Origin of the sequence: Mesorhizobium sp. B3-1-9, from assembly GCF_006439595.1 — a bacterium.
Classification (GTDB): Bacteria; Pseudomonadota; Alphaproteobacteria; order Rhizobiales; family Rhizobiaceae; genus Mesorhizobium.
Map to the genome: position 1 here is coordinate 407,895 of NZ_VFTJ01000005.1, position 26,382 is coordinate 434,276.

Genomic DNA, 26,382 nt, shown 5'->3' on the forward strand with positions numbered 1-26,382 from the left:
AGAGATTGAAATGAATCAGGATGGGAAGCTGTTCCATCACGGTTCGCCCTGCCCGATCGCTTCCTTGCGGCGCGCCATATAGGCTTCGAGCGCTTCGCGCACGGCGGGGTCCATGGCCGGCTGGACATATTCCTCCAGCGCTTTCTTCCACAGCCGCGTCGCGCGCGCCGTCGTGTCGAGCCCGCCAGCCTCCTGCCAGGCCTCGTAATTCTGCCAGTTGGAAAGCATCGGCTGGTAGAAGGCGGTGGCGTAGCGCTCCAGCGTGTGCGGCTCGCCGAAGAAATGGCCGCCGGTCGGCACCGCGCCCAGCGCGTCCACGGCCAGTTCGCCTTCGTCGACCACGATCGGGCGCAAAAACTCCATCATGTGCTGCATCATCTCAACATCGATGATGAGCTTTTCGAACGAGGCCGTCAGGCCGCCCTCCTGCCAGCCGGCGGCATGGTAGACGAGATTGCCGTGGCCGAGCACCGCGCCCCACAAAGCCATCAGCGTTTCATAAGCGCCCTGCGCGTCCGCCGCGTTCGAGGCCGAGCCCGGCGTCGTGCGATAGGGCAATCTATAGCGCCGCGCCAATTGCCCTGATGCGATATTGGCCTTGGTGTTTTCCGGCGTGCCGAAGGCGGGCGCGCCAGACTTCATGTCGACATTGGAGGTGAAGGCGCCATACATCACCGGCGCGCCCGGACGCACCAGCTGCGTCAGCACCACGCCGAACAGCGCCTCGGCATTCTGCTGCGCCAACGCGCCGGCCAGCGTCACCGGGCTCATCGCGCCCATCAGCGTGAACGGCGTCACCGCCACCGACTGGCCGTATTCGGCCATGGTCATCAGCCCTTCCGCCATCATCTCGTCGAAGCGGCGCGGCGAGTTGACCGAAATGATGGTGTTGACGCCGGGATCGTCGCGCATCTCGTCAAGCGTCAGCCCGCGCGCGATCGCCATCATCTCGATGCCGTCGAGCGCCCTGCCCCGGCCGATCGCCGAGACGTGGAAAGATTTGTCGGTCAGCGTCAGGTTGGCGAAATAGGTGTCCATATGCCTTGTGTTCGCCGGCAGCTCGATCGGCGCGCAGACCTGATTGCCCAGCATGTGGATGCAGTTGAAATGCTGCGCCAGCCGCACGAGGTCCGAATAGTCGGCAAGGTTGCCGGCGCGGCGGCCGCGCTCCATGTCATGCACATTGGGCGGCCCCGCCACCAGCGTGAAGTTGATCGTGCTGCCGCCGAGATGGATGGTGTGGGCCGGATTGCGCGGTGTCAGCGTGTAGGCCGGGCGCGTCGACTTCAGCGCCGCCTCGACCATGCCACGATCGATGCGCACATTCATCGAGCCGTGATCGACCTTGGCGCCGGCGCGCTCGAACAGCGACAGCGCCCGCGCGCTCATCACCTCGATGCCGAAATTCTCCAATATATGCATCGACGCCTGGTGGATGGCCTCGATCTGGTCGGCCGACAGCAGCGCCATGGGCGGATAGGGATTCTCCACTCGCCGCCGCGGCAGCTGTGGAATGGCCGCGGGGCCACGGTTGCTGGTGCGCTCGGCGCCGCGCTTGCGTCTTGGTTCGCTCATGCGCGCATCAGAGCGCCGGCATCACATGCAAGCTGTCAGGAATTCGCCATTTGCCGGCGTGATTTTAGCCAAGGCGGCATTTTTCAAAGCCAATGAAGAGAATAGCGACGCCGATGGTCGTAATATCGACACTCGGCTTTTTCATGCCTCCGCATCCGCGTTAAGGAACCGCGCAAGACTCCTTTTATGATTTCGGCCTATTCGTCTTCCAATGCGTAGGTCGAGTTTTAGTAAAATTGTCGCTGTCTCCGTGCTGCTGGCGCTTTCGGCCTGCGCGACAGCGCCCAGTCACATCAACAATGTCTGCGCCGTCTTCGACCAGAATGACGGCTGGTTCGACAACTGGCAGTCCGCCGCCGAACGGACCGAGCAGAAATACGGCATCCCCGTCCCCGTGCTGATGGCGACGGTGCGCAAGGAATCCGGCTTCAAGAGCAATGCGCGCCCGCCGCGCACCAAGCTGCTCGGCTTCATCCCGTGGACCCATGTCTCGAGCGCCACCGGCTACTCGCAGGCGCTCGACGGCACCTGGTCGCAATATCAAAGCGAGACCGGCAACTGGGCGGCGCGCCGCACGCGCTTTGCCGACGCCATCGACTTCGTCGGCTGGTACCACTCCAAGACCGCCGGCACCTTCGGCGTCGCCCGCAACGACACCTACAATCTCTATCTGGCCTACTATCTCGGCTGGACCGCCTATGGCCGCGGCAATCGCGGCGACGCCGGCGTTCAAGGCTACGCGCGCGCCACCGACCAGATGGCCCGCGATTACGCCGCGCAGATGCGGCAGTGCGGCAGTTAACGCTTCGTCTGGGCCTAAAGCGCGTCGCGCTGAAGCGGATTCAGGCGACGCGCTTTAGGCCTTTGTTTTCATGCATGTCGCTGTCGCAAAACCGCTGCACACTTTTGCGCGACATGCATTAGAGCAAAGTGGGAGCGGTTGGGCTGGGCGACTTCGCCGCAGCCTGCCGTCCGGAATTGCGTCAAAACAAAGAGATAGGGCGTTTCGCCATTTCCATGAAACGGTGAAACGCACTAGTGACGCCTTGTCGTGTCCTTCGGCTTTGAAACACCGGTTTCCGATGTCTCGTCGCGGACTTCGTGACGACGGGCTCGCAAGACGGCGTCATTCTCCTCGATGGCCTCTCCGGTCGCATCGGCTTCGGCACTGGCCTTCTTGCCCCGTGGACGCTTCGGCGGCGAAGCCGCAAATCCCGGGCCTTCGCCGTGCGGCGCATCTTCGGGCACGCCCTCATGCGCGGCATGCTCCTTGTCGAACTTGATGACCGGCTCCATCTTCGCCAGCACGTCGTCGGCAAGCCAGCACAGGCTCATATGGCCGTCGCCGAGATTCTTCACCGGCGGCACCTTGGTCTCGCACAGATTGTCCGGCACCAGTTTCTTGTAGCCGCAACGCGTCTGGAACGGGCAGCCGGTCGGCGGGTTCATCGCCGACGGGATGTCGCCTTCGAGCACGATGTGCTTCTTGACCACGCTCGTGTCGGCGATCGGGATCGCCGAGAGCAGCGCCTCGGTATAGGGGTGGTAAGGCGGCGAGAAGATCTGGTCGGTCGTCCCTTGCTCGACGATATAGCCGAGATACATGACGACGACGCGGTCGGCGATGTAGCGCACCACCGACAGATCGTGGCTGATGAACAGCATCGTCGTCTTGTTCTTGCGCTGGATATCCATCAGCAGTTCGGTCACCGCCGCCTGCACCGAGACATCGAGCGCCGAGACCGGCTCGTCGGCCACCACAACCTTGGCGTCGCCGGCAAAGGCGCGCGCCACGCCGATGCGCTGCTTCTGGCCGCCCGACAGCTGGCGTGGCTTACGGGTCTCGAAGGCGCGCGGCAGCTTCACCAGGTCGAGCAGTTCCAGCATGCGCTGGCGCCGCTCGGCGACATTCTTGCCGACCTTGAACTTCTCCAGCGTGCGGATGATCTGCGAGCCGACGCTGTGGCTGGGGTTCAGCGTGTCAAACGGGTTCTGGAACACCATCTGGATCGAAGAGACGGTCTCGACATTGCGGCTCTCGATGCCGGTCGACTGGATCTCCTTGTTGCCCAGCGTCACCGTGCCGGAACTGGCGGTCTCCAGTCCCAGAAGCACCTTGGCGAGTGTCGACTTGCCGCAGCCGGATTCGCCGACGATCGCAACCGTCTCGGATTCGCGCGCGGTGAACGAGATCGTCTCGTTGGCCTTGACGACGCGGCCTTCGCTGGAACCAAACACCTCGCTGCCGCCAACCCTGTAGTATTTCTTGAGATCGTCGATCTTGAGCACCGGCGCGCCGGGCTCGACCTTTTCGTTGACCTTCTTGGCGCCGGGCGGCAGCGCCTCCCAGTCGATCTCGTTGAACCGCACGCAGCGCGAGAAATGCCCCTCATGGCCGTCGACCGGGATCATCGGGATTTCCGCGGCGTTGCAGACGCCCTCGACGAAATGGTGGCAGCGTGGCCCGAAATTGCAACCCTTCGGCCGCTCGTGCGGCAGCGGCAACTGGCCGGGAATGGAGATCAGCGGCCGTGAGTTCTTGTCGGCGCCGGGCAGCGGGATCGAGCGGAACAACCCTTGCGTATAGGGATGGCGCATCCGGTCGAACACATCCTCGATCTTGCCGGTCTCGACCGCTTCGCCGGAATACATCACCGTGATCTTGTCGCAGGTCTCGAGGATGAGACCGAGATTGTGCGACACGAAGATCATCGAGGTGCCGAACTTCTCGCCCAGCCCCTTGACCAGTTCGACGATGCCGGCCTCGACGGTGACGTCGAGCGCCGTCGTCGGCTCGTCGAGCAGCAAGAGCGCCGGCTTGGACAGCAGCGCCATGGCAATGACGATGCGCTGCTGCTGGCCGCCCGACAGCTGGTGCGGATAGGAGCGCATCATGCGCTCGGGATCGGGCAGCCTCACCGCCCGCACCATCTCCAGCGCGCGATTATGCGCCTCTTCCTTCGACACCTTGTCGTGGATCAGCGGCACTTCCATCAGCTGCTGGCCGATTTTCATCGCCGGATTGAGGCTCGCCATCGGCTCCTGGTAGATCATGGCGATCTTGTTGCCGCGGATGGAGCGTAGCTCCTCCTCGGAGAGCTCGCCCATGTCCTTGCCCTGGAACTTGATCTTGCCGCCGACGATCTTTCCGATGTTGGAAAGGTCGCGCATGATGCCGAGCGACACGGTCGACTTGCCGCAGCCGGATTCGCCGACGATGCCCATCGCCTCGCCGGGCATCACCGTGCAGGAAAAATCCATCACGGCCGGGATCTCGCCCTTGCGGGTGAAGAAGGAGATCGAGAGGTTCTCGATCTCGATGATCGGCCCATTGGTCGGCTTGCCTGGATCTCGAACTGCCTCGTTCATGGGTCGCTCCAATCCTTGGTTCTTGGAAGATGGGGCCGAAAGCCCCGCCATCAATCCTTCATCGACTGTTCACGCAGCGAATCCGCCAACAGGTTCAGCCCCAGCACGAACGACATCAATGCGATCGTCGGCGGCAGCGCCGGGTGGATGAAGGAACGCAAGAGGCGGCTGGCGTCCTTGATCGCGGTGCCCCAGTCGGGGCTCTCCGGCGCCAGGCCCAGGCCGAAATAGCCGAGCGTTCCGAGCAGGATCGTCGTGTAGCCGATACGCAGGCAGGCATCGACGATCAGCGGACCGCGCGCATTGGGCAGGATCTCCCACAGCATGATGTACCAGGGCGATTCACCGCGCGTCTGCGCCGCCGCAACATAGTCGCGCGTCTTGATGTCCATGGTCAGACCGCGCACGATGCGGAACACGCCGGGGCTGGAAGCGAACACCACCGCCACGAAGATGTTGAGCTGGTTCGGATCGATGTGGACGATATGGAACGGATCCTTGTCGAAGACGAGGCCCGCATAGATCCAGCCGCCGACCACCAGCGTGATGCCAAGCAGGATATAGAGCCGATCCGGCCGGTTTTTGAACCGCGTCCAAAACAGGACGCTGAAGAAGATGATCGGGAACAGGAAGAACAATCCCGCCATCGCGTAGGGGATCGGCGTGTCCATGATGCCCGGCGTCACCAGCAGGTAGAACAGAAGGATGACCGGGAAGGCCAGCACCAGATTGGCAAGGAACGACAGCAGCGTGTCGATCTTGCCGCCATAGTAGCCGGCCGGCAGGCCGAGCGTGATGCCGACCATCAGCGCGAAGCCGGTGGCGGCCGGCGCAATGATCAGCACGATCTGGCTGCCATAGACCATGCGCGAGAACACGTCGCGGGCAAGCTTGTCGCCACCGAAATAATAGACGAGCTTCGATGCCGGCTCGATCGCGCCGGGCAGCGTGTCCTTCATCACCGAGATCTGCGCCAACGGGTCGAAGGGCGAGATGGTCGAGGCGAAGATCGCCGTAAACAGCCAGAACAGGCAGATGAAGACGCCGGCGATGCCGACGCCGCTGTCGAAGAGCTGGCCGTAGAGGCCGAGTCGCTTCTTGTAGGTAAAGCTGGCGCCCATCACCAGGATGAGCCCGACCCACACCGGCCAGAACCGCCAGAGCACGCCGATAACCACGTCGAAGGCGCTGATATATTCGGTTTGCATCGGCCCTGCCCCTATTGAACCCTGATACGCGGATTGAGAAACGCGTAGCCGACATCGGAAATGAGCTGCGTGATCAGCACGATGAACACCGAGACCAGCGAGCAGCCGAGCAGCAGATCGATGTCGTTGTTGCCGGCGGCTTCGACCAGCGTGTAGCCAAAGCCCTGGTAGCGGAACATCACCTCGACGATGACGACGCCGGTCAGCAGCCACGGGAACTGCAGCATGATGACGGTGAAGGGTGCGATCAGCGCGTTGCGCAACGCATGCTTGATGACCACGCTGCTGAAGGACAGGCCCTTCAGCCGGGCGGTGCGGATATATTGCTGCGTCATCACCTCGACCATCGAGGCGCGTGTCATGCGCGCGATATAGCCGATGCCGTAGATCGCCAGCGTGATCACCGGCAGCGTGAAATTGTAGAAGGTGATGCCTTGGCTGGCGGACGCGGCCGAACCGTTCAGCCAGCCGAGCCAGGAGGCGAAGATGACGGTGAAGATGACGCCCGACACATATTCGGGCGTCGCCGTCGAGGCGATCGAGGCCACGGACAGCACACGGTCGGTGCGCGAGCCTTCGCGCATGCCGGCGAGAATGCCGATCAGCAGCGAGATCGGCACCATCACCGCCAGCACCCAGAACATCAGCAATCCGGTGGCGCCGAGGGCCGGGAAAAGCTTGGCCCCGACCGTCGTCTTGAACTTGGTCGAGCAACCGAAATCGCCCTGCAGAACGCCGGAGAATGTCGGTTCGATCGGGTCGTTGCAGAAGGAGAAGCGTTGGGTCGTCTTGCCGGTCGCCGGATCGGTGATCGGATGCTTCGGCAGGACGCCCAGCCACTGGCCGTAGCGCACGAAGAAATTCTGCCGGTAGCCATGGTTGACCAGCCAGCTTTCAAGCTGGTCGGCGGGCGTGTGCATCTCGGTCTGGCTGATCGCCAGTTTCTTGAGATTGGGCTCGAGATTGACGAGAAAGAACACGACCAGCGTCAGGCACAGCATCGTGAGCAGTATGGTGCCGATGCGTCTGGCGATGAATGAGAACATGCGCGCCCCCTGCCGGCCGGGTTGGGGTCAGATAGGCTCAACCCTGTTTCGAAAAGCGGATGAGGCCCCGCCACCGCCGCAGGATATGCAGCGGCGACGAAGCTTGAGATACGAGGGGCCGCGGCCCCTCGTATTCATCACGCCATGGATCACGCCTGGTCGAGCCAGACCTTGCCGAAGTCGTGCTCGTAGGTGGGGTGCATCGAGTGGTTCTTCACCTCGGGCTTGATGTTGATGTAGAGCTTGCGCCAGTAAGGTTGGATGATGATGCCGGAATCCTGCAGCGTCTGCTCGATGTCCTTCATCACAACCTTGCGCTTCTCCGCATCGGCGATGCCGAGCGCCTCGTTCACCTTCTTGTCGAAGTCCGGGTTGGCGTAAGCGGTCTCGTTCCAGGCTTCGCCGGAGCGGTAGGCGATGGCGATGACCTGGATGCCCAATGGACGCATGTTCCAGTTGGTTTCCGAGAACGGATACTTCGTCCAGTCGTTCCAGAAGGTCGAGCTCGGCAGCACGGTGCGCTTCACCTTGATGCCGGCCTCGCGCAGCTGGGCCGCGATCGCGTCCGTGGTGTTCTTGTGGTAGTCCTCGTCGTTGCTGATCAGCTCGTGCTCGAAATCGATCGCGCCGGCTTCCGTCAGCATCTGCTTGGCCTTGGCGATGTCGCGCTTGACCTCCGGCAGCTTGACATACTCCGGATGGATCGGCGCGACATGGTGGTTTTCGGCCGGCGTGCCGGCATTGCCATAGCCGAGCTGCAGCACGGTGGCGTTGTCGACGGCAAGCAACATCGCCTGACGAACCTTCTGGTCGTCATAGGGCTTCTTGGTGACGTTGAAGCGAGACACAACCGTGGCTGCCGTCACGACTTCCGAAACCGGCGCGCCGACATCCGCGATGATCTTGATGTAGTCGGCGGTGGTTTCGTGGTTGGTCTGGACTTCGCCCGACTCGAAAGCCGAGACGGTCGCCGCCGGATCGGTGCCGTAATCGATGAACTCGACGCCGTCGAGGAAGGCCTCGCCCTGCCACCACTTGCCGGTCTCGCGGCGCTTGTAGACCACCTTCTGGCCGACGTCGTAGGAGACCAGCTCGAACGGACCGGTGCCGATCGGGCAGTTCTTGAAGTTGGCGCCCTTCTCGTCGAAGGTCTTGTGCACGACCAGCGCCGGGTAGTCGCACAGGTTCGGGATGATGGCGATGTCGGGCTTGGACAGCTTTAGCTTGACCGTCATGTCGTCGACCTTGACGACGGAGCCGTCGCGCAGCTTCTTGGTCGTGTCGTCGACGAGGCTGCCGAGGCGGCCAGGCATCGAATTGCCTTCCGCGCCCTTATCGGCCCAGCGGGTGAAATTGTAGATCACGTCGTCGGCGGTGAACTTGTCGCCATTGTTCCACTCGACGCCCGGCCGCACATGCAGCGTATATTCTGTGGCGTCGTCATTGATGTCCCAGCTCGCCAGCAGGTACGGCGCGAAGGTGTATTCCTTGGTGTATTTCACCAGCGGCTCGAGCGCCTGGCGCTCGGCATTGGAGATTTCGGACCAGTCGGCCGTGCGCGGATCCTTCGGATCCTTGATCGACATCGCGACCTTGATCACGCCGCCCTTCTTGCCCTGCACGTCCTCGGCCCGGGCCGGGGTAGGCGCGGCGAGGCCGAGCATGCCATAGGCCATTGCCGTCGATGCGCCGAAGACGCTTGCCAAAGCCAGAAACTCGCGGCGGTCCACGCCGCCCGATTTGGCGTCTTCGGCCATTTTCAGGATGTGATCCGGAACACGGTCACCATTGCTCTTGTAGATTGCCATGACTTACTCCCATTGTTGGCTTTCCGCCTTGTAACATTCCGCATCCAAGCCGTGATGTCAAAACACGGTGTGAAGTGGGAACATGTTAGGGAATGTGCATCTTTGGTTGCAATACGGTTCGCGCGATAGCGACAGTCTTGACGCAAATTTGTTAGCGTGAGGCGGATTTTCCCAAAATTCGTCGCGGGCGATTAAATCAATACATTTTATGAGGATTAGGGGCTCTGTGGCCGTGGCGAGCGGCCGCTTCGACTGGCCTTGGAAGGGCCGCGCAGCCTCAATATTCGCGTTCGTAGAAGACGCCGCCCTTTGCTTCGCCGGCGTCATTGGCCTCGCCGCGCAGCTTCACGCCGCGGCCGACATTGAGGTCGATCGTGGCCTTGCCGGAGCCAGGTTTGTCGCCCTTCTGTATGGTCACATAGGTGCGGTCGTTGAGGTACTTGCCGGCCGAAACCGCGGTGCCGCCCTTCTCGTCCGTCGTCACGTCGAGATCGTCGACACCGATGGCGCTCTGCAGGTTCTCGAGCAGCGACGTCGATCCGCCGACGCCAGCCAGCTGCGCGGCGGCGCTCGCAAGCTGCGCGATCTGCAGCGGCGACAGTTTGGACATGGATTGGCCAAAGATGAGCTGCGCCATCACCTCGTCCTGGGGCAGCGCCGGCACGGAGGAGAAGGTGAACTTCGGATTGGTCGCCTCGCCCGACACGAGGATCGTGACCGTGGCGCTGCTCGTCGTCGTGGTCGCCGTCATGTTGAGATAGGGCACCAGCGACCCCTGGAACCCGATCGTGCCCTCGGTGAAGGTCAGCCGCTTGGAGAGGATAATCAGCCGTCCGCGCTGCAGGGTGAAAGTGCCTACCGCCTGCGGCGCCGAGGCAGGGCCCGTCAACTTCAGCGAGCCGCCGAGTTCGGCATCGACGCCCCTGCCCTGAATGAAGATCTGGTTCGGCGCGTTGACCGTCACGTCGAGCGTCAGGCCGCTGCCGCCGTTGCTGCTGCCGCTGGACGTCGCCGGACGCAGCGCCTTGTCCTGCGCCCGCACCGAAGCCGGCGCGTTCTTGTGCTTGACATCCAGCGCCGAAAGCGAGCCCGGCAGCTTTTCCGGGACGGTGATGACCGTCCTCGCCAGGTTGATCGTGCCGGCGATCACCGGCGCCGAGACGAGCGGGCCCTTGACGGTCAGGTCGCCGCCGAGATTGGCGGTCACCACCCGGCCGTCGGTGTAGCGGCCATCGGTAAGCTTGACCGACAGATCGGCCGGAAAACCTTGCGCCGGCGTGATGCCCACCGTGCCGCTCGCCGACAGGTTGCCGCGCGTCGACAGCTTTCCAGTCAAGCGGTTGATCCTGGCGACGCCGCCGCCAATCGCGACGTCGGCGGCGATATCGTTGACCGCCAGGCCGGAGCGGGCATCGATAAGGCGCGAGCCGGATGTCGTGACTTTGCCGCTGATCACCGGCGCGGATGCAGGGCCACGCACCTGCACATCGACATTGGCGGTGCCGTTGAGCGCCAGACCTTGAGCGGCGAGCTTGGCGGCAAGGAAGGAAAAAGGCACCTTGCCGTTGAAGTCGAGCGCCAAGGTGGGCGTGCCTGCCGTCGCAACCGTGCCGCCACCCTTAAGGCCGAGGCCGGCGCCGTCGCTGATGTTGGCGTCGAAGGCGAGCTTGTTGCCGGCGAAGGTTCCCGACGACGACACATTCATGCCGCCGAGGCCGGCGCTGCGTGTCTGCGAGGTCTGCACGCCGGAAGCATCGATGTTGAAGGCGACCGAGGGGGTCGAAGGCTGGCCGGTGACCTTGACCGTGCCCGAGATCGAGCCGGCCGCGTCGAGACCCGGCGAAAAACTGTTGGCGAGCGAGATCGGCACCCTCGCCAGGTTGGCGTTGATGTCGAGTGCCTGCGCGACCTTGCCCGTCACCGTCGCCGTGCCGCCGCCGAGATTGAGCACCAGCCGGTCGAGCGTCGTCACGCCGTTGGCGACAGTGATCGTCGAGGCCTGCGCGATCGCGGCCTTGATGCCCTGCACGGTCGCCTGGCCAGAGGCGAGCTCGACGGTCGTCGTGCCGTTGGCGACCTTCACGCGGCCGGCGGCTTTGGCCGGGATGTTCTTGACGGTGGCGCCACCCGAGAAGCCGGTCCAGTCGCCGTCGCGCTTGAGATCGACATCGATGCCGGTGATGGCGGTGCCGCCGGACGTCACGCTTTCGGCGCGCACCGTGCCGGCAATGACGGGTGCTGCCATATAGTTCGCGATCTGCGCGTCGATGGCGACATTCCTGGCCGAGAGATCGCCGCGCTTGATCTCCGAGGTGTTCGCCTTGACCGCGACGTTGGGTCCGTTAGCCGCCTTGGTGAAAGCGATCGTGCCACGCACATTGCCCTCGGCCTTTTCCAGGGCCAGCGCGGCGAGCGGCCCGATATCGGGCAGGTCGAGCGAAACGGTTCCGGCCGGCACGAAGGCATCGTCGAGGATGAGGTCGCCGGAGATCTTGTTCGGACCGAGCGACAGCAGAAGCCCGTTGATCGCGCGGCTGCCATTGGTCGTGGCGAGCACCGCGCTGCCTTGCAGATTCTGCCCGGCGACATTGCCGGTGAGCTGTACATTGGCCGCCGGATTGGCGGCATCGGCCTTGCCGCTGGCCGTAAGCTTCAGTCCCGTGATCTCGCGCGCCGCCACCGAAAGCCGGTCGCTGCTCACCGTCATCGACAGGTCGGGCGCGGTAACCAGGCCTTGCGCGTTCAAGACAAAGGCGATGGCGCCCTTGGCGTCTTTCGACAGCCCCGAAACATCGCTCAATGCGCCTCTGATCCCGGCGGCCAACCTGCCGTCGGCAAGGCTCGCCTGGCCGTCGGCGCTGAGCGCGCCGGAATTCAGCTTCAGCCCGTCGACATTGACATTGCCATTGGCATCGCGCTTCAGCGAGGCGCTCAACGCAGCGCTCTCGCCAAGCATGCCGCGCACCACCGCCGGCAAGGCTGAAGAGGCGACATTGGCGTTCATATTGAGGTAGACCGAACCGTCGCCCAGCGATATCCGGCCGGCGACCTGGCTGTTGAGCGCATCGCTTCTCAAGGAGCCGCTGTCGACGGCAACGGCATCGGTCGTCAGGCGGCCATTGACCTTGGCCGTGACCTTGCCGGCGATCAGCGGCGCGATCGTCGGATTGTCGAGGCCAATCCTGTCCACCGACACCGTGCCGGAAACCTGACCTGCCCGCCCCTTGAGGTCGAAGGCATCCGAATGCAGCGCCAGGATGAGGCCGTCAACCGTCGCCTGGCTGGCGGCAATGGAAGGCAGGATCGCGGACACATCGAGCCGCGCTTGCGTGCTCTCGCCCGCCATCCTCGCCGACAAGGACTGGACCGCGATCTTGATCGGGCTTTGGGCGCTGCCGACCGTCAACGGCAAGCTGGGTCCGGATGAGGTAAGGTCGAGGGAGAAATCGCTGGCGCCGTTGGGGTTGAGGGTGCCGGCGGCCTTGCCCGAAATCCCTTGGCCCGAAAGCGTGGCGTGGTCCAAGGCCACGCCGCCCGCCAGCGTATAGCTGCCGGCAGCATCCAGATCCAACGGCCCGAGCCCCGCCTGTCGGGTCTGGCTGGTTTCGGCGCCCGCCACCTTCGCGTTGAACTGAACGTCGGGGCTGGACGACGGACCCGTGACGTGCGCCGTGCCCTCCACCGTTCCCGCCCCGTCGAGGCCGGGCACGAAATCATTGGCGAGCGCCACCGGGAGGTTGGCGAGGTTGGCCGTCAGGTCGAGGGTCTGACCGGCGCTGCCGGAAACGGTCGCCGAACCGCCGCCGAGATTGAGCGCGAGCTTCTCAATAGAGGTCACCCCGTTGGCTATGGAAAGGCTGGAAGGTTCGGCGATGGCCGCCTTGATGCCGCGCACCGTCGCCTCGCCGGAGGCGATTTCCACGCTTGTGGTGCCGTTGGCGATCTTCACGCGCCCGGTGGCGGTGGCCGGAATGCCGGACGCCGTCGCGCCTCCGGTAAAGTTCGTCCAGTCGCCGTCGCGCTTCAAATCGATGCCGATGCCGCTGATGACCGTGCTGCCGGAACTGACGCTGTCGGCCTTGATGGTGCCCGAGATCGCCGGCCCCTTGAGGTAGTTGGCGATCAGCGCGTTGACGGTGATCGTCTTTGCCGCCAGCTCGCCGCGCGCGATCGACGTGCTGGCCGCATTGATGGTGACGGTCGGGGCCTCGCCCTCCTTGGCAAAGGCGATCGTGCCGTTGATGTCGCCGGTCGCGGTCTGATTTGCCAGGGCGGCAAGCGGCCCGATGTCGGGCACGGCAAGCGTCAATGTGCCGAGCGGCAGGAACTTGTCGTCGAGCGCGAGATCGCCCGAAACCTTGTTGTCGCCGAGCGCCAGGCTGAGACCCCTGATCGAGCGCTTGCCGTCGGCCGTCACCAGCGAGGCTGCGATGTCCAGCGCCTGCCCCTCGGCGCTGCCGGTCAGTAAGATTTCGGCGGACGGGTTGGCGATGTCGGCCTTGCCCTTGGCCGAGAGCTTGATGTCCTTCACCGTGCGGCCGGCGGCCGTCAGGCTGGCGCTGTCTGCTGAAACGGAGAAATCCGGCGCCCAGCGCGGACCGCTCGTGGTCACCGCGAAATTGACCCCGCCTGCGAGCGGCGTGCCAGCGAGCGACGACAGCGGCGAGACGTCGCCCAATGTGCCATTGACGCTGGCCTGGATGTCCGAGCCCTGCATGCTGCCGGTGCCGCTGGCCCTGAGCGAGCCAGAGCTGATCTCCAGCGAGTTGGCGGCGAACGCGCCCTGCGGGTCGCGGGTCGCGGTAGCGGAAAACTTCACCCGCTCGCCGAGCAGTGAGCTGATCTGCGGCGGCAATGCCTTCGAGACGGCGTCGGCATTCATCTTCAGCGTCATCGACAGATCGGCGAGCGACACGCCCGCCGTCAGCGCCGCATTGAGCGCATCGCTACGCAAGGTGCCTTTCTCGATGGTCACGGTCTCGCGGCTGATCGTGCCGGAAAGATCCGCGGCGAGCTTGCCGGTCACCAGCGGCGCCAGCGTCGCCACATCCGTCTTCAGGCCGGCGGCCGCGAGCTTGATGCTGACCGGACCGCTACGGTTCCCGATATCGAAGCCGTCGGAATGGATCTCGCCCGTAATATTGTTGAGCTGGGTCCCGCCGACGGCCACCGAGGTAAGCGACGTGCCGATATCGACCATCGGCGCCTTGCCGTCGCCAAAGGCGCGCACCGTTGCCTTTTCGACGGCGACCAGGATCGGTGCAGCGCTGTTGCCGACATCGACAGTGACCGGCTTGTCCTTGGCGGAGAGCTCGACGGCGAGGTCGCTGGCGCCCTTCGGATCGACATTGCCGGTCGCGGCGCCGTGCACAGCATCGCTCTCTATGGTCGCGCGCTCGATATCGACCCCGCCCGACGTGGTCGCTGTTCCGGCGAGGTCGAAGCTCGTCTTGCCGGCAAAAAGCGCCTTTATCTTCTCCGGCAGGAAGCCTTCGAACTGGCCGTCGCCCTTGGCCTCGATGCGGTGGCCCTTGTCGGTGAGTTGGTGCCGGCCGGTCAACTGGCTGACGATCCGTCCGTCGACCATGAAGGTGCCGACGCCGCTCCAGTTGGCTAAAGGTCCGCTGCCGGAAACCACGATGTTGATGGGCGGCGCATCCGGCAGCTTGAGCAAATTGGCGATGATGCCGCCCGCCGGCTCCGAAGCCTTGAGATCGAGGTCGAGCTTGTTGTCGGCCGGCGCAAAATGGATCTTGGCGTCGACATTGCCCTCTCTGCCGTCGTGACGGCTCACGTTCAGCACGCTCTCGATCGCCAGTGGCGATGGATCCGCCTTGAGCGAGCCCTTGGCGGCCAGCTCGGCGATGCCGCTGCCGGCTAGCTCCTGGCCAAGCGCGATCTCCGGCAGGTCGATCTGCTTCACATCGATCGACACCGGCAGGCTGGACGAGCCGCCTTGCGACGGCTGCTGGCTCGGCTGCGGCAGCCGCGCCAGCTCGATGCGCTCGGCGGCAAAGCGGTTGGCATTGAAATTCCAGGAGAGAAGCGCCGTCGGCGACCAGTCGAGCGCCACCTTGCGCGCCACCATCCAGGGCCCGGCGCGGTCTTCCAACACGACGTGGTCCACCCTGAGCGCGCCCGACCAGATGCCTTCGATGCCGCTGACCGTCACCTTGCGGTCCTCATTCGAAGCCATCTTCGATATCAAGCCGGCAAGATTCTGCCGGCCGCCTTCGGTGCCGGTCAGAACGACAAGCGCGCCGCTCGCCACCACGAGCAGCACAAGCAGCGCGTAGAGGCAGATGCGGAGGATGCGCCAGACCATCTTCATCGTCAGAACGCCTGGCCGATGCCGGCATAGATGCCGAAATGCGGATCGCCCGGATCGCGGTTGAGCGGCACGGCGGCGTCGATGCGCAACGGCCCGAAGGGAGTAATATAGCGCAGGCCGACGCCGGCGCCGACCTTCACATTCGAGAAATCGGGGAAGGATTTGGTCGAGACCGTGCCGGCATCGACGAACGGGACAATGCCGATCGTGTCGGTGACGCCGATGCGCATCTCGACCGAGGTTTCGAAGAAGGAGAGACCGCCGATCGGCTGGCCGTCGATATCCTTTGGGCCGATGCCCTGGTAGGAATAGCCGCGCACCGAGCCGCCGCCGCCGGAATAGAACCGCCGGTCGGCGGGCACGTTCTGCAGCCCGGTGCCGACGATCGAGCCGAGCGTCGCGCGTTCGGCGAGCACGAAGCGGCTTGCCGTGTCGAGCGACTGGTAGGTGTAGCCCTCGCCCTTCAGCTTGAGGAAGGTCGCGCCGTTCAATATGTCGTAGCTCGGCTCGGCATAGGCGAGGAAGCGGAACCCCCTGGTCGGGTTGAGCTTGTTGTCGCGGCTGTCATAGACATATTGCAGCGGCACGCTGGCGATCAGATAGGTATGCTTGCCGAAGGCGTCGGTGATCTTCGAATAATCGAGGTCGAATTCGGCCGAGACCCGCTGCTTCTTGTCGAGGTCGTAGGAAACGCCGACGTCGCCCTTGACCGAGAAATGATCATAGGCATCGGGGTGCTCGAACACCGTCTTGATGCCGGTGAAGAATTTCGACGTCGGCCCGAGCACGCCGGGCTTCTCGAACATGACGCCGGCATTGTAGTTGAGCGCGGAAATGCTGTTGCTGCCGATGCCGCTGATCGAGCCGTCGATACGCAGCTTCTCCGCCTGTCCGAACAGGTTGCGGTGTCCCCAATAGCCTTCGAGCCCGAGGCCTTCCGTATTCGAGAACGTGCCGCCGAGGCCGAAATAGCGTGGCTTGCGCTCGCTCACCTGGACATCGATCGGGATGTTGCCGTTGGCGTCGAGGCTGTCGCCTTCCTTGATGGTCACGCTGTTGAAGACTTCGAGCCCGAGCAGCCGGTCGCGGGCATCGTCGATCTCCTGCGGCGAATATTGCTGGCCTCGCTTCAACCCGGTCATGTATTCGGTGAAGTCGCGATCGACCTTTTCCGTGCCCTCGACCGTCGTGTCGCCATAGCCGGCGACCGGACCGGCCGCCACCGTCAGCGTCACGTCCAGCGTCGAGGTGGCGTGCTCGGCGACGATCTCGCGGTCCGTCACCTTGGCAAGCGGCCTGCCCTCTTCCTTCAGCGCCCGCACGATCAGCGCTTCGGCCTTGAGCACCGCGCCGGAGCCGGCATCGCCGCCGGCAATCAGGCCGAAATCGGCTGCCGCCAATCCCGCCGCATCACCCTTCAGCCGGATGTTGCCCAACGTGAATTTCGCTCCAGGGGAAACCGTGACGACCACCGGAATGGGCTGCGGCCCCTTGAACTCCGCATCCGGCGGCAACTCGTCGATCGACTTGCCGTCGATCGTGATGGTGACCACGCCCTCGTAGCGGGCATCGGCGTAGAGGGCGGCGACCAGTTGTTCGCGGTCCCCGCGCGCCTTGGCCATCAGGCCGAGCGATCCCGACACCGGATGGTCCTCGTCGTTTTTCAGCGCCGAGGCATTTTCGAGCTTCTTGACCAGATCCTTGTCGGCGTCAGTAGCATTGATCGTCACCGAGTAGCGCAGCGGATCGACGACATCGGCATCCTCGTCCTTGGACGAACCCCAAAGCTTGATGCCGAAAATCTCGAAAGCCGCCGCCTGCCGTACTTCCGCGGCCAGCATGGTCGAGCAGATGAGCGCGAAAAGCAGGGCGCGCGGAAGCCCGCGCCCTGGCGCGTACCCTCCTGACATCTGCGTTTCATGCGCCGGCATTAAGACAACCTAGTCGACAAAACTAAAATTGGAATGAAGTTCCGAAACGTTCGTAAAGGGGCCACAATCCAATTGTCTGAAATAGACCGGGCTTGGAATTCACACCTTTTGCGATTCCGCAAGAAAGTGTGATCCGTCTCACAGAGGTTCTGTCGAAATACCGGCCTTTGGCCGGCATGGAAACCGTTCGCGGGTGATAAACCTGCGGCGCTCCGGCGTTGACAAGCCTGCACTAAGCTTGATCATGCCCGGACGCTGGCGATGTCTGGAGGGTGGTATGGCAATGCGCGCGGCTCGTGGTCTCTCTTTCCTTCTTCTCATCTTTTTCGCCCTGGGCGGGGCGGCCCTTGCGGCCGAAGCCCGGCGAATCGTGACGACCGACAATTCCGACTATTTTGGCTTCGACCTGAGGTCGGAGCAGAATGTCAGCCTCGACCAGTGCAAGACCACGTGCCTCGGCGACCCGGCCTGCCGTGCCTTCACCTACAACACCAAGGCCAAATGGTGTTTTCTCAAATCCGACTATAACCAGTTGAAATCCTTCACCGGCGCCGTCGCCGGCAAGGTCGCGAATGTCGATGGCGACCCGGATATCGGCGCCCCGCCGGCCTTGGCCTTCTTCCCGAACTGGATGGCCGACCAGGCCCAGCAGTTCCGCAACCACCTGACCGATCCGGCCTATGACAAGCCGACCGAAGGGCTTGCTGCCCTGCAGGCGGCCGCCGAGCAGGCAGCACTTACCGGCGACCATCGCCTTGCCATGCAGAAATACCAGGCGGCGGTCTCCGTCCTGCCCGATGACGGCGCGCTGTGGCTGGCGCTGGCGCGCGAGATACTCGCCGTGGAGCCGGCCTCGAACACCACCGAACCCTCGACGTTCCCGATGAACGCCACCTCGGCGGCCTTCAACGCCTACAAGCTGGTGCGCACCGCAAAGACCCGCGCCGAGGCGCTGGCCCTGCTCGGCGCCGGCCTCGACAAGCGCGATCTGTACCGGCCGTCGCTGCAGGCCTATGAGGCGAGCCTTGCGCTGGTGAGTTCGCCCGCCGTCCAGGCCGACTATGCCGACCTCAAGGCACGCAAGGGTTTCCGCGTCATCGAGCACACCGTCGATGCCGATTCCTCCTCGCCGCGCATCTGCGCCCAGTTCTCCGAGGAACTGGTCAAGACCGGCATCGACTATGCGCAGTTCGTGACCGTCGACAACGCCGCACCCAAAGCCGTCGAGGCCAAAGACAAGCAGATCTGCGTCGAAGGCCTGGAGCACGGCCAGCATTATGACGTAACCTTCCGCGCCGGCCTGCCGGCCGCGATCGGCGAGACGATCGCCGCGCCTGTCGTGCTGTCGATCTACGTCCAGGACCGCGCTCCCTCCGCCCGCTTCACCGGCGACAGCTTCGTGCTGCCGGCCGGCGCGCGCCGCGGCATTCCGGTCGTCACCGTCAACATGAACGCTGCCAAGATAACGCTCTACCGCATCGGCGATCGTTCGCTGGCGCAGCTTCTGTCCGGCTACCAGTTCCTGCATCAGCTCGACGGCTATGATATCTCCACCATTTCCGACCAGATGGGCGCGCCCGTCTGGTCGGGCACGCTCGATATCGCCAATGATCTCAACAAGGAGGTTACCACTTCGTTTCCGGTGGATGAGGCGATCCCGCAGCGCAAGCCCGGCGTCTATGTGCTGACCGCGCAGCCGGTCGACGACAAGAGCGACGATTACGGTTCACGCGCCACGCAGTGGTTCGTGGTCTCCGACATCGGCCTTTCCACCTATACCGGCCAGGACGGTCTCAACGTCTTTGCCCGTTCGCTGGGCTCGGCCAAGCCGATTTCCGGCGCCGAATTGACGTTGCTTGCCAAGAACAACGAAATACTCGGCACGGCGACCACCGACGCCGAGGGCCACGCCGTCTTCAATCCTGGCCTCACCCGCGGCGAAAACGGCATGGTGCCGGCCGTGCTGATGGCCAAGCAGGGCGACAACGACTTCGTCTTCCTCGACATGGGCAAGGCCGGCTTCGATCTTTCGGATCGCGGCGTCGAGGGGCGTGCCTCTCCAGGCGCGCTCGACGTCTATGCCTGGACGGAGCGCGGCATCTACCGCGCCGGCGAGGACGTTCACGTCGCCGCCCTTGCCCGCGACGGCGCCGCCAAGGCGGTCGAGAACCTGCCGCTGACCTTCATCTTCACGCGTCCCGACGGCGTCGAGAGCCGCCGTGTCATCAGCAATGGCGAGTCCGCCGGCGGCCACGCCGTCGACCTGCCGCTCGAGGCCAACGCCATGCGCGGCACCTGGACGGTGTCGATCTACACCGATCCCAAGCAGGCGCCGGTCGCCAGCCAGATGTTCCTGGTCGAGGACTTCGTGCCGGATCGCATCGAATTCGACCTGACCGCCGACAAGAAGGAGATCGCCCAGGGCGAGACCGCCAACGCCACCGTCGATGGCCGCTTCCTTTACGGCGCGCCGGCCGCGGGCCTGGCGCTCGAAGGCGAGATGACTTTGTCGACCACGAGCAGTTGGGACAGCTTCAAGGACTTCACCTTCGGCCTGGCCGACGAGCAGTCGAGCGAGCCGACCGTGACGCCTCTCGCCAATCTTCCCGTGGTCGGCGACGACGGCAAGGCGACCTTCCCGGTCACCATCGACCAGTTGCCGTCGACCACCAAGCTGGTCAACGCCAAGGTCACCGTGCGCATGCGCGAGGCCGGCGGTCGCGCCGTCGAGCGCTCGCTCGACATCGGCGTTCGCCCACAGCGCGACGTCATCGGCATTCGCCCGGATTTCGCGGATGATGAAGTGCCGCAAGGCGGCACGGCGAAGTTCAGCATCATCGCCGTCGACCCGAACGGCAAGCGCGAGGACCTGAAAGGCGCGCAGTGGTCGCTGGTCAAGGTCGAGCGGAACTATCAATGGTACCGTTCCAACAATTCCTGGAACTACGAGGCGGTGAACCTCACCAAGGCCGTAGCCAACGGCGCGGTCGACCTGAAGGCCGATGGCGAGGCGACGGTATCGCTGCCCGTCGACTGGGGCCGTTACCGGCTCGAGGTCGAGACGGCCGATCCTGATGGTCCGGCGACCAGCTATGAGTTCGACGCCGGCTGGTACGTCGCCTCGACCACCACCGAGACGCCCGACGGCCTGGAGATCGCCCTCGACAAGGATACTTACGCCGCCGGCGAAGTAGCCAAGCTGAAGGTCTCGCCGCATTTTGCCGGCGAACTTCTGATCACCATCGGCGCCGAGAAGCTTTTGAAGACGGTCACGGCTTCGGTGCCGGCCGGCGGCAGCACCGTCGACATCCCGGTCGGCGACGACTGGGGCGCCGGCGCCTATGTCACGGCGACCTTGTTCCGGCCCGGCGACGCGCAGGAGTCGCGCATGCCGGCCCGAGCCATCGGCATCCAATGGCTGTCGGTCGATCCGGGCTCGAAGAAGCTGGCGGTCAGCTTGACGCCGCCGGAAAAGACCTTGCCGCGCCAGCAGCTGTCGATCCCGGTCGCCGTCAACGGCGCCCAGGCCGGCACAAACGCCTATGTGATGGTGGCGGCCGTCGATGTCGGCATCCTCAACCTCACCAATTACAAGGCGCCCGACCCTGAGGACTGGTTCTTCGGCCAGCGCATGCTGGGGCTGGAGATCCGCGACCTCTACGGACGCCTGATCGATGGCTCGCTCGGCACCATGGGCAAGATACGCACCGGCGGCGACGGAGCGAACATGCAGGCGCAAGGCAGCCCGCCGACCGAAAAGCTGGTCGCCTTCTTCTCCGGCCCCGTCGAGCTCGATGCCAACGGCAAGGCGCGCATCGACTTCGACATCCCGCAGTTCAACGGCACCGTGCGCGTCATGGCCGTCGCCTGGACGAAGGATGCGGTCGGCCATGCCCAGGCCGACGTCATCGTGCGCGATCCGGTGGTGATCACCGCCGGCCTGCCGCGCTTCTTGGCGCCGGGCGATGCGGCGACCATGCGCCTCGACATTGCCGACACCGATGGTCCGGCCGGCGACTATGCGCTGTCGGTCACCACGACCGGCGACCTTTCGACCGGCGACAAGCCGCTGCCCGAGAAGCTGACGCTCGCCCAGGGCAAGCGTCAGTCGCTCACCTTCCCGCTGGTCGCCAAGACCGCGGGCGACGCTTCCGTCACCGTCAAGCTCGCGCATGCCGGCGGCACTCAGGTCGAGCAGACGCTCTATCTGCCGGTGCGGCCGGCGCAGCTTCCGGTCACCAACCGCATGGTTGTCGACCTGAAGCCGCATGGCGGCTCGCTGCGGGTCGACAAGGAACTGCTTGCCGCAAGCGTGCTCGACGGCGCTTCGGTCAGCGTCGGCGTTTCGCAGTCGTCCGCGCTCGACGTGCCGTCGCTTCTGATGAGCCTCGACCGCTACCCCTATGGCTGCGCCGAGCAGACCACCAGCCGCGCGATGCCGCTGCTCTATGTCAACGACATGGCCAAGAGCATCGGCATGGAGAGCGATCCGGACCTGCACGGCCGCATCCAGGACGCGATCTACAAGGTCCTGTCCTATCAGGCGGCAAGCGGCAGCTTCGGCCTCTGGGGGCCGGGCTCCGGCGACCTGTGGCTCGACGCCTATGTCAGCGAGTTCCTGACCCGGGCGCGCGAGGAGAAATACGATGTGCCCGCGCTGGCGATGAACCAGGCGCTGAACAACCTGCAGAACTCGCTGGGCTACGACCAGGACGTCCAGGACAAGGGCAGCGAGATCGCCTATGCGCTCTACGTGCTCGCCCGCAACAAGAAGGCCTCGATCGGCGATCTGCGCTATTACGCCGACACGCAGATCGAAGCCTTCTCCAGCCCGATGGCGGTCGCTCAGTTGGCGGCGAGCCTCGCGCTCTACGGCGACACGCAGCGTTCGGAAGCCACCTTCCAGACGGCGCTGCGGCTGGCGCAATCGGAAACCGACTACGACTACTATCGCTCGGACTACGGCTCGCGGTTGCGCGACAGCGCGGCGATGCTGGCGCTGGCGGCGGAATCGAAGCCGGTGCCGAGCATCATGCCGCAGCTGATCAAGCTGGTGGGCGTGGCGCGCGCCGATGCCCGCTGGACGAGCACGCAGGACGAATCCTGGATGCTGCTCGCCGCGCGGGCGCTGAAGGAAGGCAATGATTCCATCATGCTTTCCGTCAACGGCGCGCCGCATTCGGGCGGTTATTCAGACCAGGTCGCTGGCAGCGACCTCGTCGACAGCCCCCTCACCATCGCCAACACCGGCGCGACGCCGCTGCAGGCGGTGGTCACCGCGGTCGCCGCGCCGGTCGAGCCGCTGCCGGCCGGCGGCGACGGCTTCACCATCGATCGCACCTACTACAGGCTCGACGGCACCGAGGCCAATGTCACCGAGGCCAGGCAGAACGAGCGCTATGTGGTCGTGCTCAAGGTCTACGAGCAGAACAAGTGGCCGTCGCGGCTCTTGATCACAGACCTGTTGCCGGCCGGCTTCGAGATCGACAATCCGAGCCTGGTTTCCAGCGCGCAATTGTCGAACTTCTCCTGGCTGGCGCAGACCGACGCCGCGCATCTGGAGTTCCGCGACGACCGTTTCATCGCCGCCTTCAACCCGAACGAAAGCGACGGCGACCGCAACATCACGCTGGCCTATGTCGTGCGCGCCGTGACGCCAGGCACCTACGCCCATCCGGCGGCGACGGTGGAGGACATGTACCGGCCCCAATACTCGGCCCGCACCGCCACCGGCGTCATGGAGGTCAAGGCCGAGTAGCGATGAAAAGGTCACCGATATCTCCCTTCACCCCGTCTCTGGACGGGGTGAAGGTGCCGGTTCACCCTCCGAAGCTGCAGCGTCGCTGCCGCGAAGGACGGGCGGGCGGATGAGGGGCAGCGCCGTGCTCTCCAGAAAAATCCTCAAACGAACCGCAATCGCAGGCCTTTGCCTCGCCGGATTCGCGGCGCTTTCGATCGCCGCGTTCTGGGAACTCGACCGCGCCTTTCCGCCGCCACTGCCGGCGAAGCTGACGGTCTCGACGGAGGTCCAGGATCGCGACGGCCAGTTGTTGCGCGCCTTCGCCACGCCGGACGGCTACTGGCGGCTCGAAACCCGCCTCGACCAGGTCGACCGGCAGTTCGTCGACATGCTGGTTACCTACGAAGACAAGCGCTTCTGGGATCATCGCGGCGTCGATCTGCTGGCGCTCTGCCGCGCAGCCGGCCAGCTCGTCACCAGCGGCCACATCGTCTCCGGCGGCTCGACCTTGTCGATGCAGCTTGCCCGGCTGATCGAGCCCCGCGACAGCCGCAGCCTCGGTTCGAAGCTCAAGCAGATGCTGCGCGCCATCCAGATCGAGCGGCGGCTGTCCAAGCGGGAGATCCTCGAACGCTACCTGACGCTGGCGCCCTATGGCGGCAACCTCGAGGGCGTGCGCGCCGCTTCGCTTGCCTATTTCGGCAAGGAGCCGAAGCGGCTCACCGTGTCGGAGGCTGCCCTTCTCGTGGCGCTGCCGCAATTGCCGGAAAGGCGCCGGCCCGACCGCAATCTCGACATTGCCCACGCCGCGCGCGACCGCGTGCTCACCCGCATGGTCTCGGCCGGCGCGCTCGGCGAACGCGAAGCCGCGCGCGCCGCGCTGGACGATGTTTCCGGCCTGCGCCGTAAGCTGCCGGCGCTGGCCGCGCATGCCTCCTATGCCATGCTGCCCAAGGCCGTGCCCGGCAAGCCGCTGCAGCTCACAATCCGCAAAAACGTGCAGCAAGGGCTGGAACAGGTGGCAAGAGACGCCGCCAGGAAGCTCGGCCCGAAACTGTCCGTCGCCATGGTCATGGCCGATGCGCGCACTGGCGACATTCTCGGCGAGGTCGGCTCCGCGAATTTCTTCGATGCCAGCCGTTCCGGCTGGATCGACATGACCAAGGTGGTGCGCTCCCCTGGTTCGACGCTGAAGCCCTTCATATACGGCCTGGCCTTCGAGCAGGGGCTGGTTGCGCAGGAAACCATCATCGAGGACAGCCCGGCCGATTTCGGTGGATACCGTCCGAAGAATTTCGACATGGGCTACCAGGGCGATGTCTCGATCCGCCAGGCGCTGCAATTGTCGCTCAACGTGCCGGCGATCCGCGTGCTCGACGCCGTCGGTCCGGCACGGCTCACGGCGCGCTTCCGCCAGGCCGGCGTCAACCCGATCCTGCCGGTCGACGAGGCGCCGGGCCTGGCGATCGGGCTTGGCGGCGTCGGCGTGACCTTGCGCGACCTGGTGCAGCTCTATACCGGCCTCGCCAATGGCGGCAAGATGCATACGCTGCATGACGGCACCGAGCCGGCCGGTGCCGAGCGCACCACCGCAACGATCCTCGACGACCAGGCCGCCTGGCAGATCAACGACATCCTGTCCGGCGTGAAGCCGCCGGAAGGCGCCATGCAGCGCGGCATCGCCTACAAGACCGGCACCTCCTACGGCTATCGCGATGCCTGGTCCGTTGGCTTCGACGGCCGCTACGTGCTGGGTGTGTGGGTTGGTCGCGCCGATGCCAGCCCCATCCCCGGCCTGTCGGGCTATGTCTCGGCAGCTCCGATCCTGTTCGAAGGCTTCGTCCGTTCCGGCCTTGCCAGCGCGCCGCTGCCGAGCCGGCCGCCGGGCGTCTTCAACCCCAAGCGCGAGGAACTGCCGGTGACGCTCGCCCGTTTCGGCGCCGGATCGGACGGGCTGGTGCAGGCCACCGCCACGGAACCGGCACCGACCATCATCTTCCCGCCCAATGGTGCGCGCGTCGACCTCGGCACGAATTCCGCCGATGCCACGCCGCTGGTGCTGAAACTGCAAGGCGGCCGCGCGCCGTTCCGCTGGCTCGCCAACGGCAAGCCGCTCGCCGGCATCGACCGCCGCCGCACCGCGACCTGGCTACCGGACGGCACCGGCTATTCGACGCTGACCGTGATCGACGCGGCCGGACGCGCGGCGAGCGTGAAGGTGTTCGTCGAATAAGATGCGGCAAGCGATTCAGGAGATTGAGTTTCTCCGCCTGATATTCGGCGCGAGGCACCCCCCTCTGGCCTGCCGGCCATCTTCCCCGCAAGGGGGGAGATTATTCGCTTCGCGGCCTTCGCTAATCTTCAACGTTGGAAAGGCGGGGGCAGCGCCGAAACTGCCAATCTCCCCCCTCGCGGGGGAGATGCCCGGCAGGGCAGAGAGGGGGGCCTCGCGCCGACCTTTGTCGGGAGCATTCTTCGCAGCGCTTGCGCTAGCAATCGTGAGCCCTCCCTCGGCTTACGCCGACCCCCTGCCCGCCGGCTTCGTCAGGCTCGCCGATATCGACCCGACCATCCGCCAGGATGTCCGCTACGCCGGCCTTGAAAACTTCCTGCACCGCAAGGCCGACGGCTATGACGCGCCGGTCTGCGTCCTGACCGCACAAGCGGCCAAGGCGTTGTCGACCGTCCAGAAAGCAATAGCCGCCAAAGGCCTGACACTGGTCGTCTTCGACTGCTACCGCCCCGCGCGCGCCGTCGCCGACATGGGCAGATGGACAAGAGAGGGTGGCCAGCCCGATCCGCAATGGTATCCGACAGTCGAGCGCGGCGATCTCATCGCCAAAGGCTATATCGGCGAATTCTCCAGCCATTCTCGAGGCTCGACGGTGGACCTTGCTATCGCCGAGGCCGTCAATAAAAGCCAAGTTCATCCGGCCTGCGGTGCGCCGGACGGCGGCACGCTCGATTTCGGCACCGGTTTCGATTGCTTTGACCCAAAGAGCGAGACCGCCAGCGCCTTGATCGGCGCCGAAGCCACCGCGAACCGCAAAACGCTGCTGACCGCCATGCGCGCCGCCGGCTTTCGCAACTATGCGCGCGAATGGTGGCACTTCACGCTGGCCAAAGAGCCGTTCCCAAAACAGCGTTTCGATTTTCCGGTGACCGCGAACTAAGGTTTGTTGATATTCAGGATTCCCATCATGGCTTGGTCGTGATTCAAGCTTTTGATGGAACGATTCGTGCTGACGGACGCCCAGTGGGCGAGGATGGAACCGCATTGTCTGGGTAAGGCGATAGACCCTGGACGAAGCGGAGGTGACAATCGCCTGTTTGTTGAAGCGGTTCTCTGGATCGTGCGCACTGGAAGCCCATGG

General features: G+C 64.6%; 12 protein-coding genes. 5 read left to right on the forward strand and 7 right to left on the reverse strand.

Annotated elements, in window-relative coordinates; genetic code table 11:
• Positions 1–36: 36 nt before the first annotated feature.
• Entirely contained in the window at positions 37–1,575 is a 1,539-nt protein-coding gene (locus FJW07_RS12460) for a trimethylamine methyltransferase family protein (protein ID WP_140856689.1), read from the reverse strand.
• Positions 1,576–1,786: 211 nt separating this feature from the next.
• On the opposite strand from FJW07_RS12460, the gene FJW07_RS12465 reads away from it, so the two are divergent.
• Complete coding sequence (locus tag FJW07_RS12465; RefSeq protein WP_140647617.1) at positions 1,787–2,377, forward strand: hypothetical protein; 591 nt, start codon at positions 1,787–1,789, stop codon at positions 2,375–2,377.
• Between the two features lie 233 nt (positions 2,378–2,610).
• Here the strand turns inward: FJW07_RS12465 and FJW07_RS12470 are convergent, their stop codons facing one another.
• The 6 genes from FJW07_RS12470 to FJW07_RS12495 all read right to left on the reverse strand — a co-directional run bounded on the left by FJW07_RS12470 (position 2,611) and on the right by FJW07_RS12495 (position 17,268).
• A complete protein-coding gene (locus FJW07_RS12470) occupies positions 2,611–4,944 on the reverse strand; it encodes an ABC transporter ATP-binding protein (protein ID WP_140706465.1) in 2,334 nt (777 codons plus the stop codon).
• 50 nt (positions 4,945–4,994) lie between these two features.
• On the reverse strand, positions 4,995–6,152 hold the full coding sequence (locus tag FJW07_RS12475) for an ABC transporter permease (RefSeq protein WP_140646108.1): 1,158 nt from the start codon (positions 6,150–6,152) through the stop codon (positions 4,995–4,997).
• Between the two features lie 11 nt (positions 6,153–6,163).
• The gene (locus tag FJW07_RS12480) at positions 6,164–7,198 is read right to left on the reverse strand and encodes an ABC transporter permease (protein WP_140646109.1); all 1,035 of its coding nucleotides are present in this window, start codon (positions 7,196–7,198) and stop codon (positions 6,164–6,166) included.
• Between the two features lie 149 nt (positions 7,199–7,347).
• Positions 7,348–9,006 (reverse strand): ABC transporter substrate-binding protein, encoded by a 1,659-nt coding sequence (locus FJW07_RS12485; RefSeq protein WP_140659815.1) that lies wholly within the window; start codon positions 9,004–9,006, stop codon positions 7,348–7,350.
• Between the two features lie 277 nt (positions 9,007–9,283).
• Entirely contained in the window at positions 9,284–15,337 is a 6,054-nt protein-coding gene (locus FJW07_RS12490) for a translocation/assembly module TamB domain-containing protein (RefSeq protein ID WP_140856691.1), read from the reverse strand.
• Positions 15,338–15,339: 2 nt separating this feature from the next.
• On the reverse strand, positions 15,340–17,268 hold the full coding sequence (locus FJW07_RS12495) for an autotransporter assembly complex family protein (RefSeq protein ID WP_140856693.1): 1,929 nt from the start codon (positions 17,266–17,268) through the stop codon (positions 15,340–15,342).
• Positions 17,269–17,545: 277 nt separating this feature from the next.
• Between FJW07_RS12495 and FJW07_RS12500 the strand changes: the two genes are divergently transcribed.
• The 4 genes from FJW07_RS12500 to FJW07_RS12515 all read left to right on the forward strand — a co-directional run.
• Positions 17,546–23,026, forward strand: coding sequence for an alpha-2-macroglobulin family protein (locus FJW07_RS12500; RefSeq protein ID WP_140856694.1), 5,481 nt, complete (start codon positions 17,546–17,548; stop codon positions 23,024–23,026).
• Positions 23,027–23,135: 109 nt separating this feature from the next.
• Positions 23,136–25,241: a penicillin-binding protein 1C gene (pbpC, locus tag FJW07_RS12505; RefSeq protein ID WP_140856696.1), complete on the forward strand. Its 2,106-nt coding sequence runs from the start codon at positions 23,136–23,138 to the stop codon at positions 25,239–25,241.
• 265 nt (positions 25,242–25,506) lie between these two features.
• Positions 25,507–26,181, forward strand: a complete 675-nt coding sequence (locus FJW07_RS12510) for a M15 family metallopeptidase (protein WP_246680740.1) — start codon at positions 25,507–25,509, stop codon at positions 26,179–26,181.
• Positions 26,182–26,235: 54 nt separating this feature from the next.
• Positions 26,236–26,382 (forward strand): transposase (locus FJW07_RS12515; RefSeq protein WP_140856700.1); only part of this gene is annotated, 147 nt, incomplete at its 3' end.

Excerpts from the sequence above, each read along its gene's own strand:
- FJW07_RS12460 (WP_140856689.1), bottom strand. The coding sequence starts at position 1,575 with ATGAGCGAACCAAGACGCAAGCGCGGCGCCGAGCGCACCAGCAACCGT.
- FJW07_RS12465 (WP_140647617.1), top strand. The coding sequence starts at position 1,787 with ATGCGTAGGTCGAGTTTTAGTAAAATTGTCGCTGTCTCCGTGCTGCTG.
- FJW07_RS12470 (WP_140706465.1), bottom strand. The coding sequence starts at position 4,944 with ATGAACGAGGCAGTTCGAGATCCAGGCAAGCCGACCAATGGGCCGATC.
- FJW07_RS12475 (WP_140646108.1), bottom strand. The coding sequence starts at position 6,152 with ATGCAAACCGAATATATCAGCGCCTTCGACGTGGTTATCGGCGTGCTC.
- FJW07_RS12480 (WP_140646109.1), bottom strand. The coding sequence starts at position 7,198 with ATGTTCTCATTCATCGCCAGACGCATCGGCACCATACTGCTCACGATG.
- FJW07_RS12485 (WP_140659815.1), bottom strand. The coding sequence starts at position 9,006 with ATGGCAATCTACAAGAGCAATGGTGACCGTGTTCCGGATCACATCCTG.
- FJW07_RS12490 (WP_140856691.1), bottom strand. The coding sequence starts at position 15,337 with ATGAAGATGGTCTGGCGCATCCTCCGCATCTGCCTCTACGCGCTGCTT.
- FJW07_RS12495 (WP_140856693.1), bottom strand. The coding sequence starts at position 17,268 with ATGCCGGCGCATGAAACGCAGATGTCAGGAGGGTACGCGCCAGGGCGC.
- FJW07_RS12500 (WP_140856694.1), top strand. The coding sequence starts at position 17,546 with ATGGCAATGCGCGCGGCTCGTGGTCTCTCTTTCCTTCTTCTCATCTTT.
- pbpC (WP_140856696.1), top strand. The coding sequence starts at position 23,136 with ATGAGGGGCAGCGCCGTGCTCTCCAGAAAAATCCTCAAACGAACCGCA.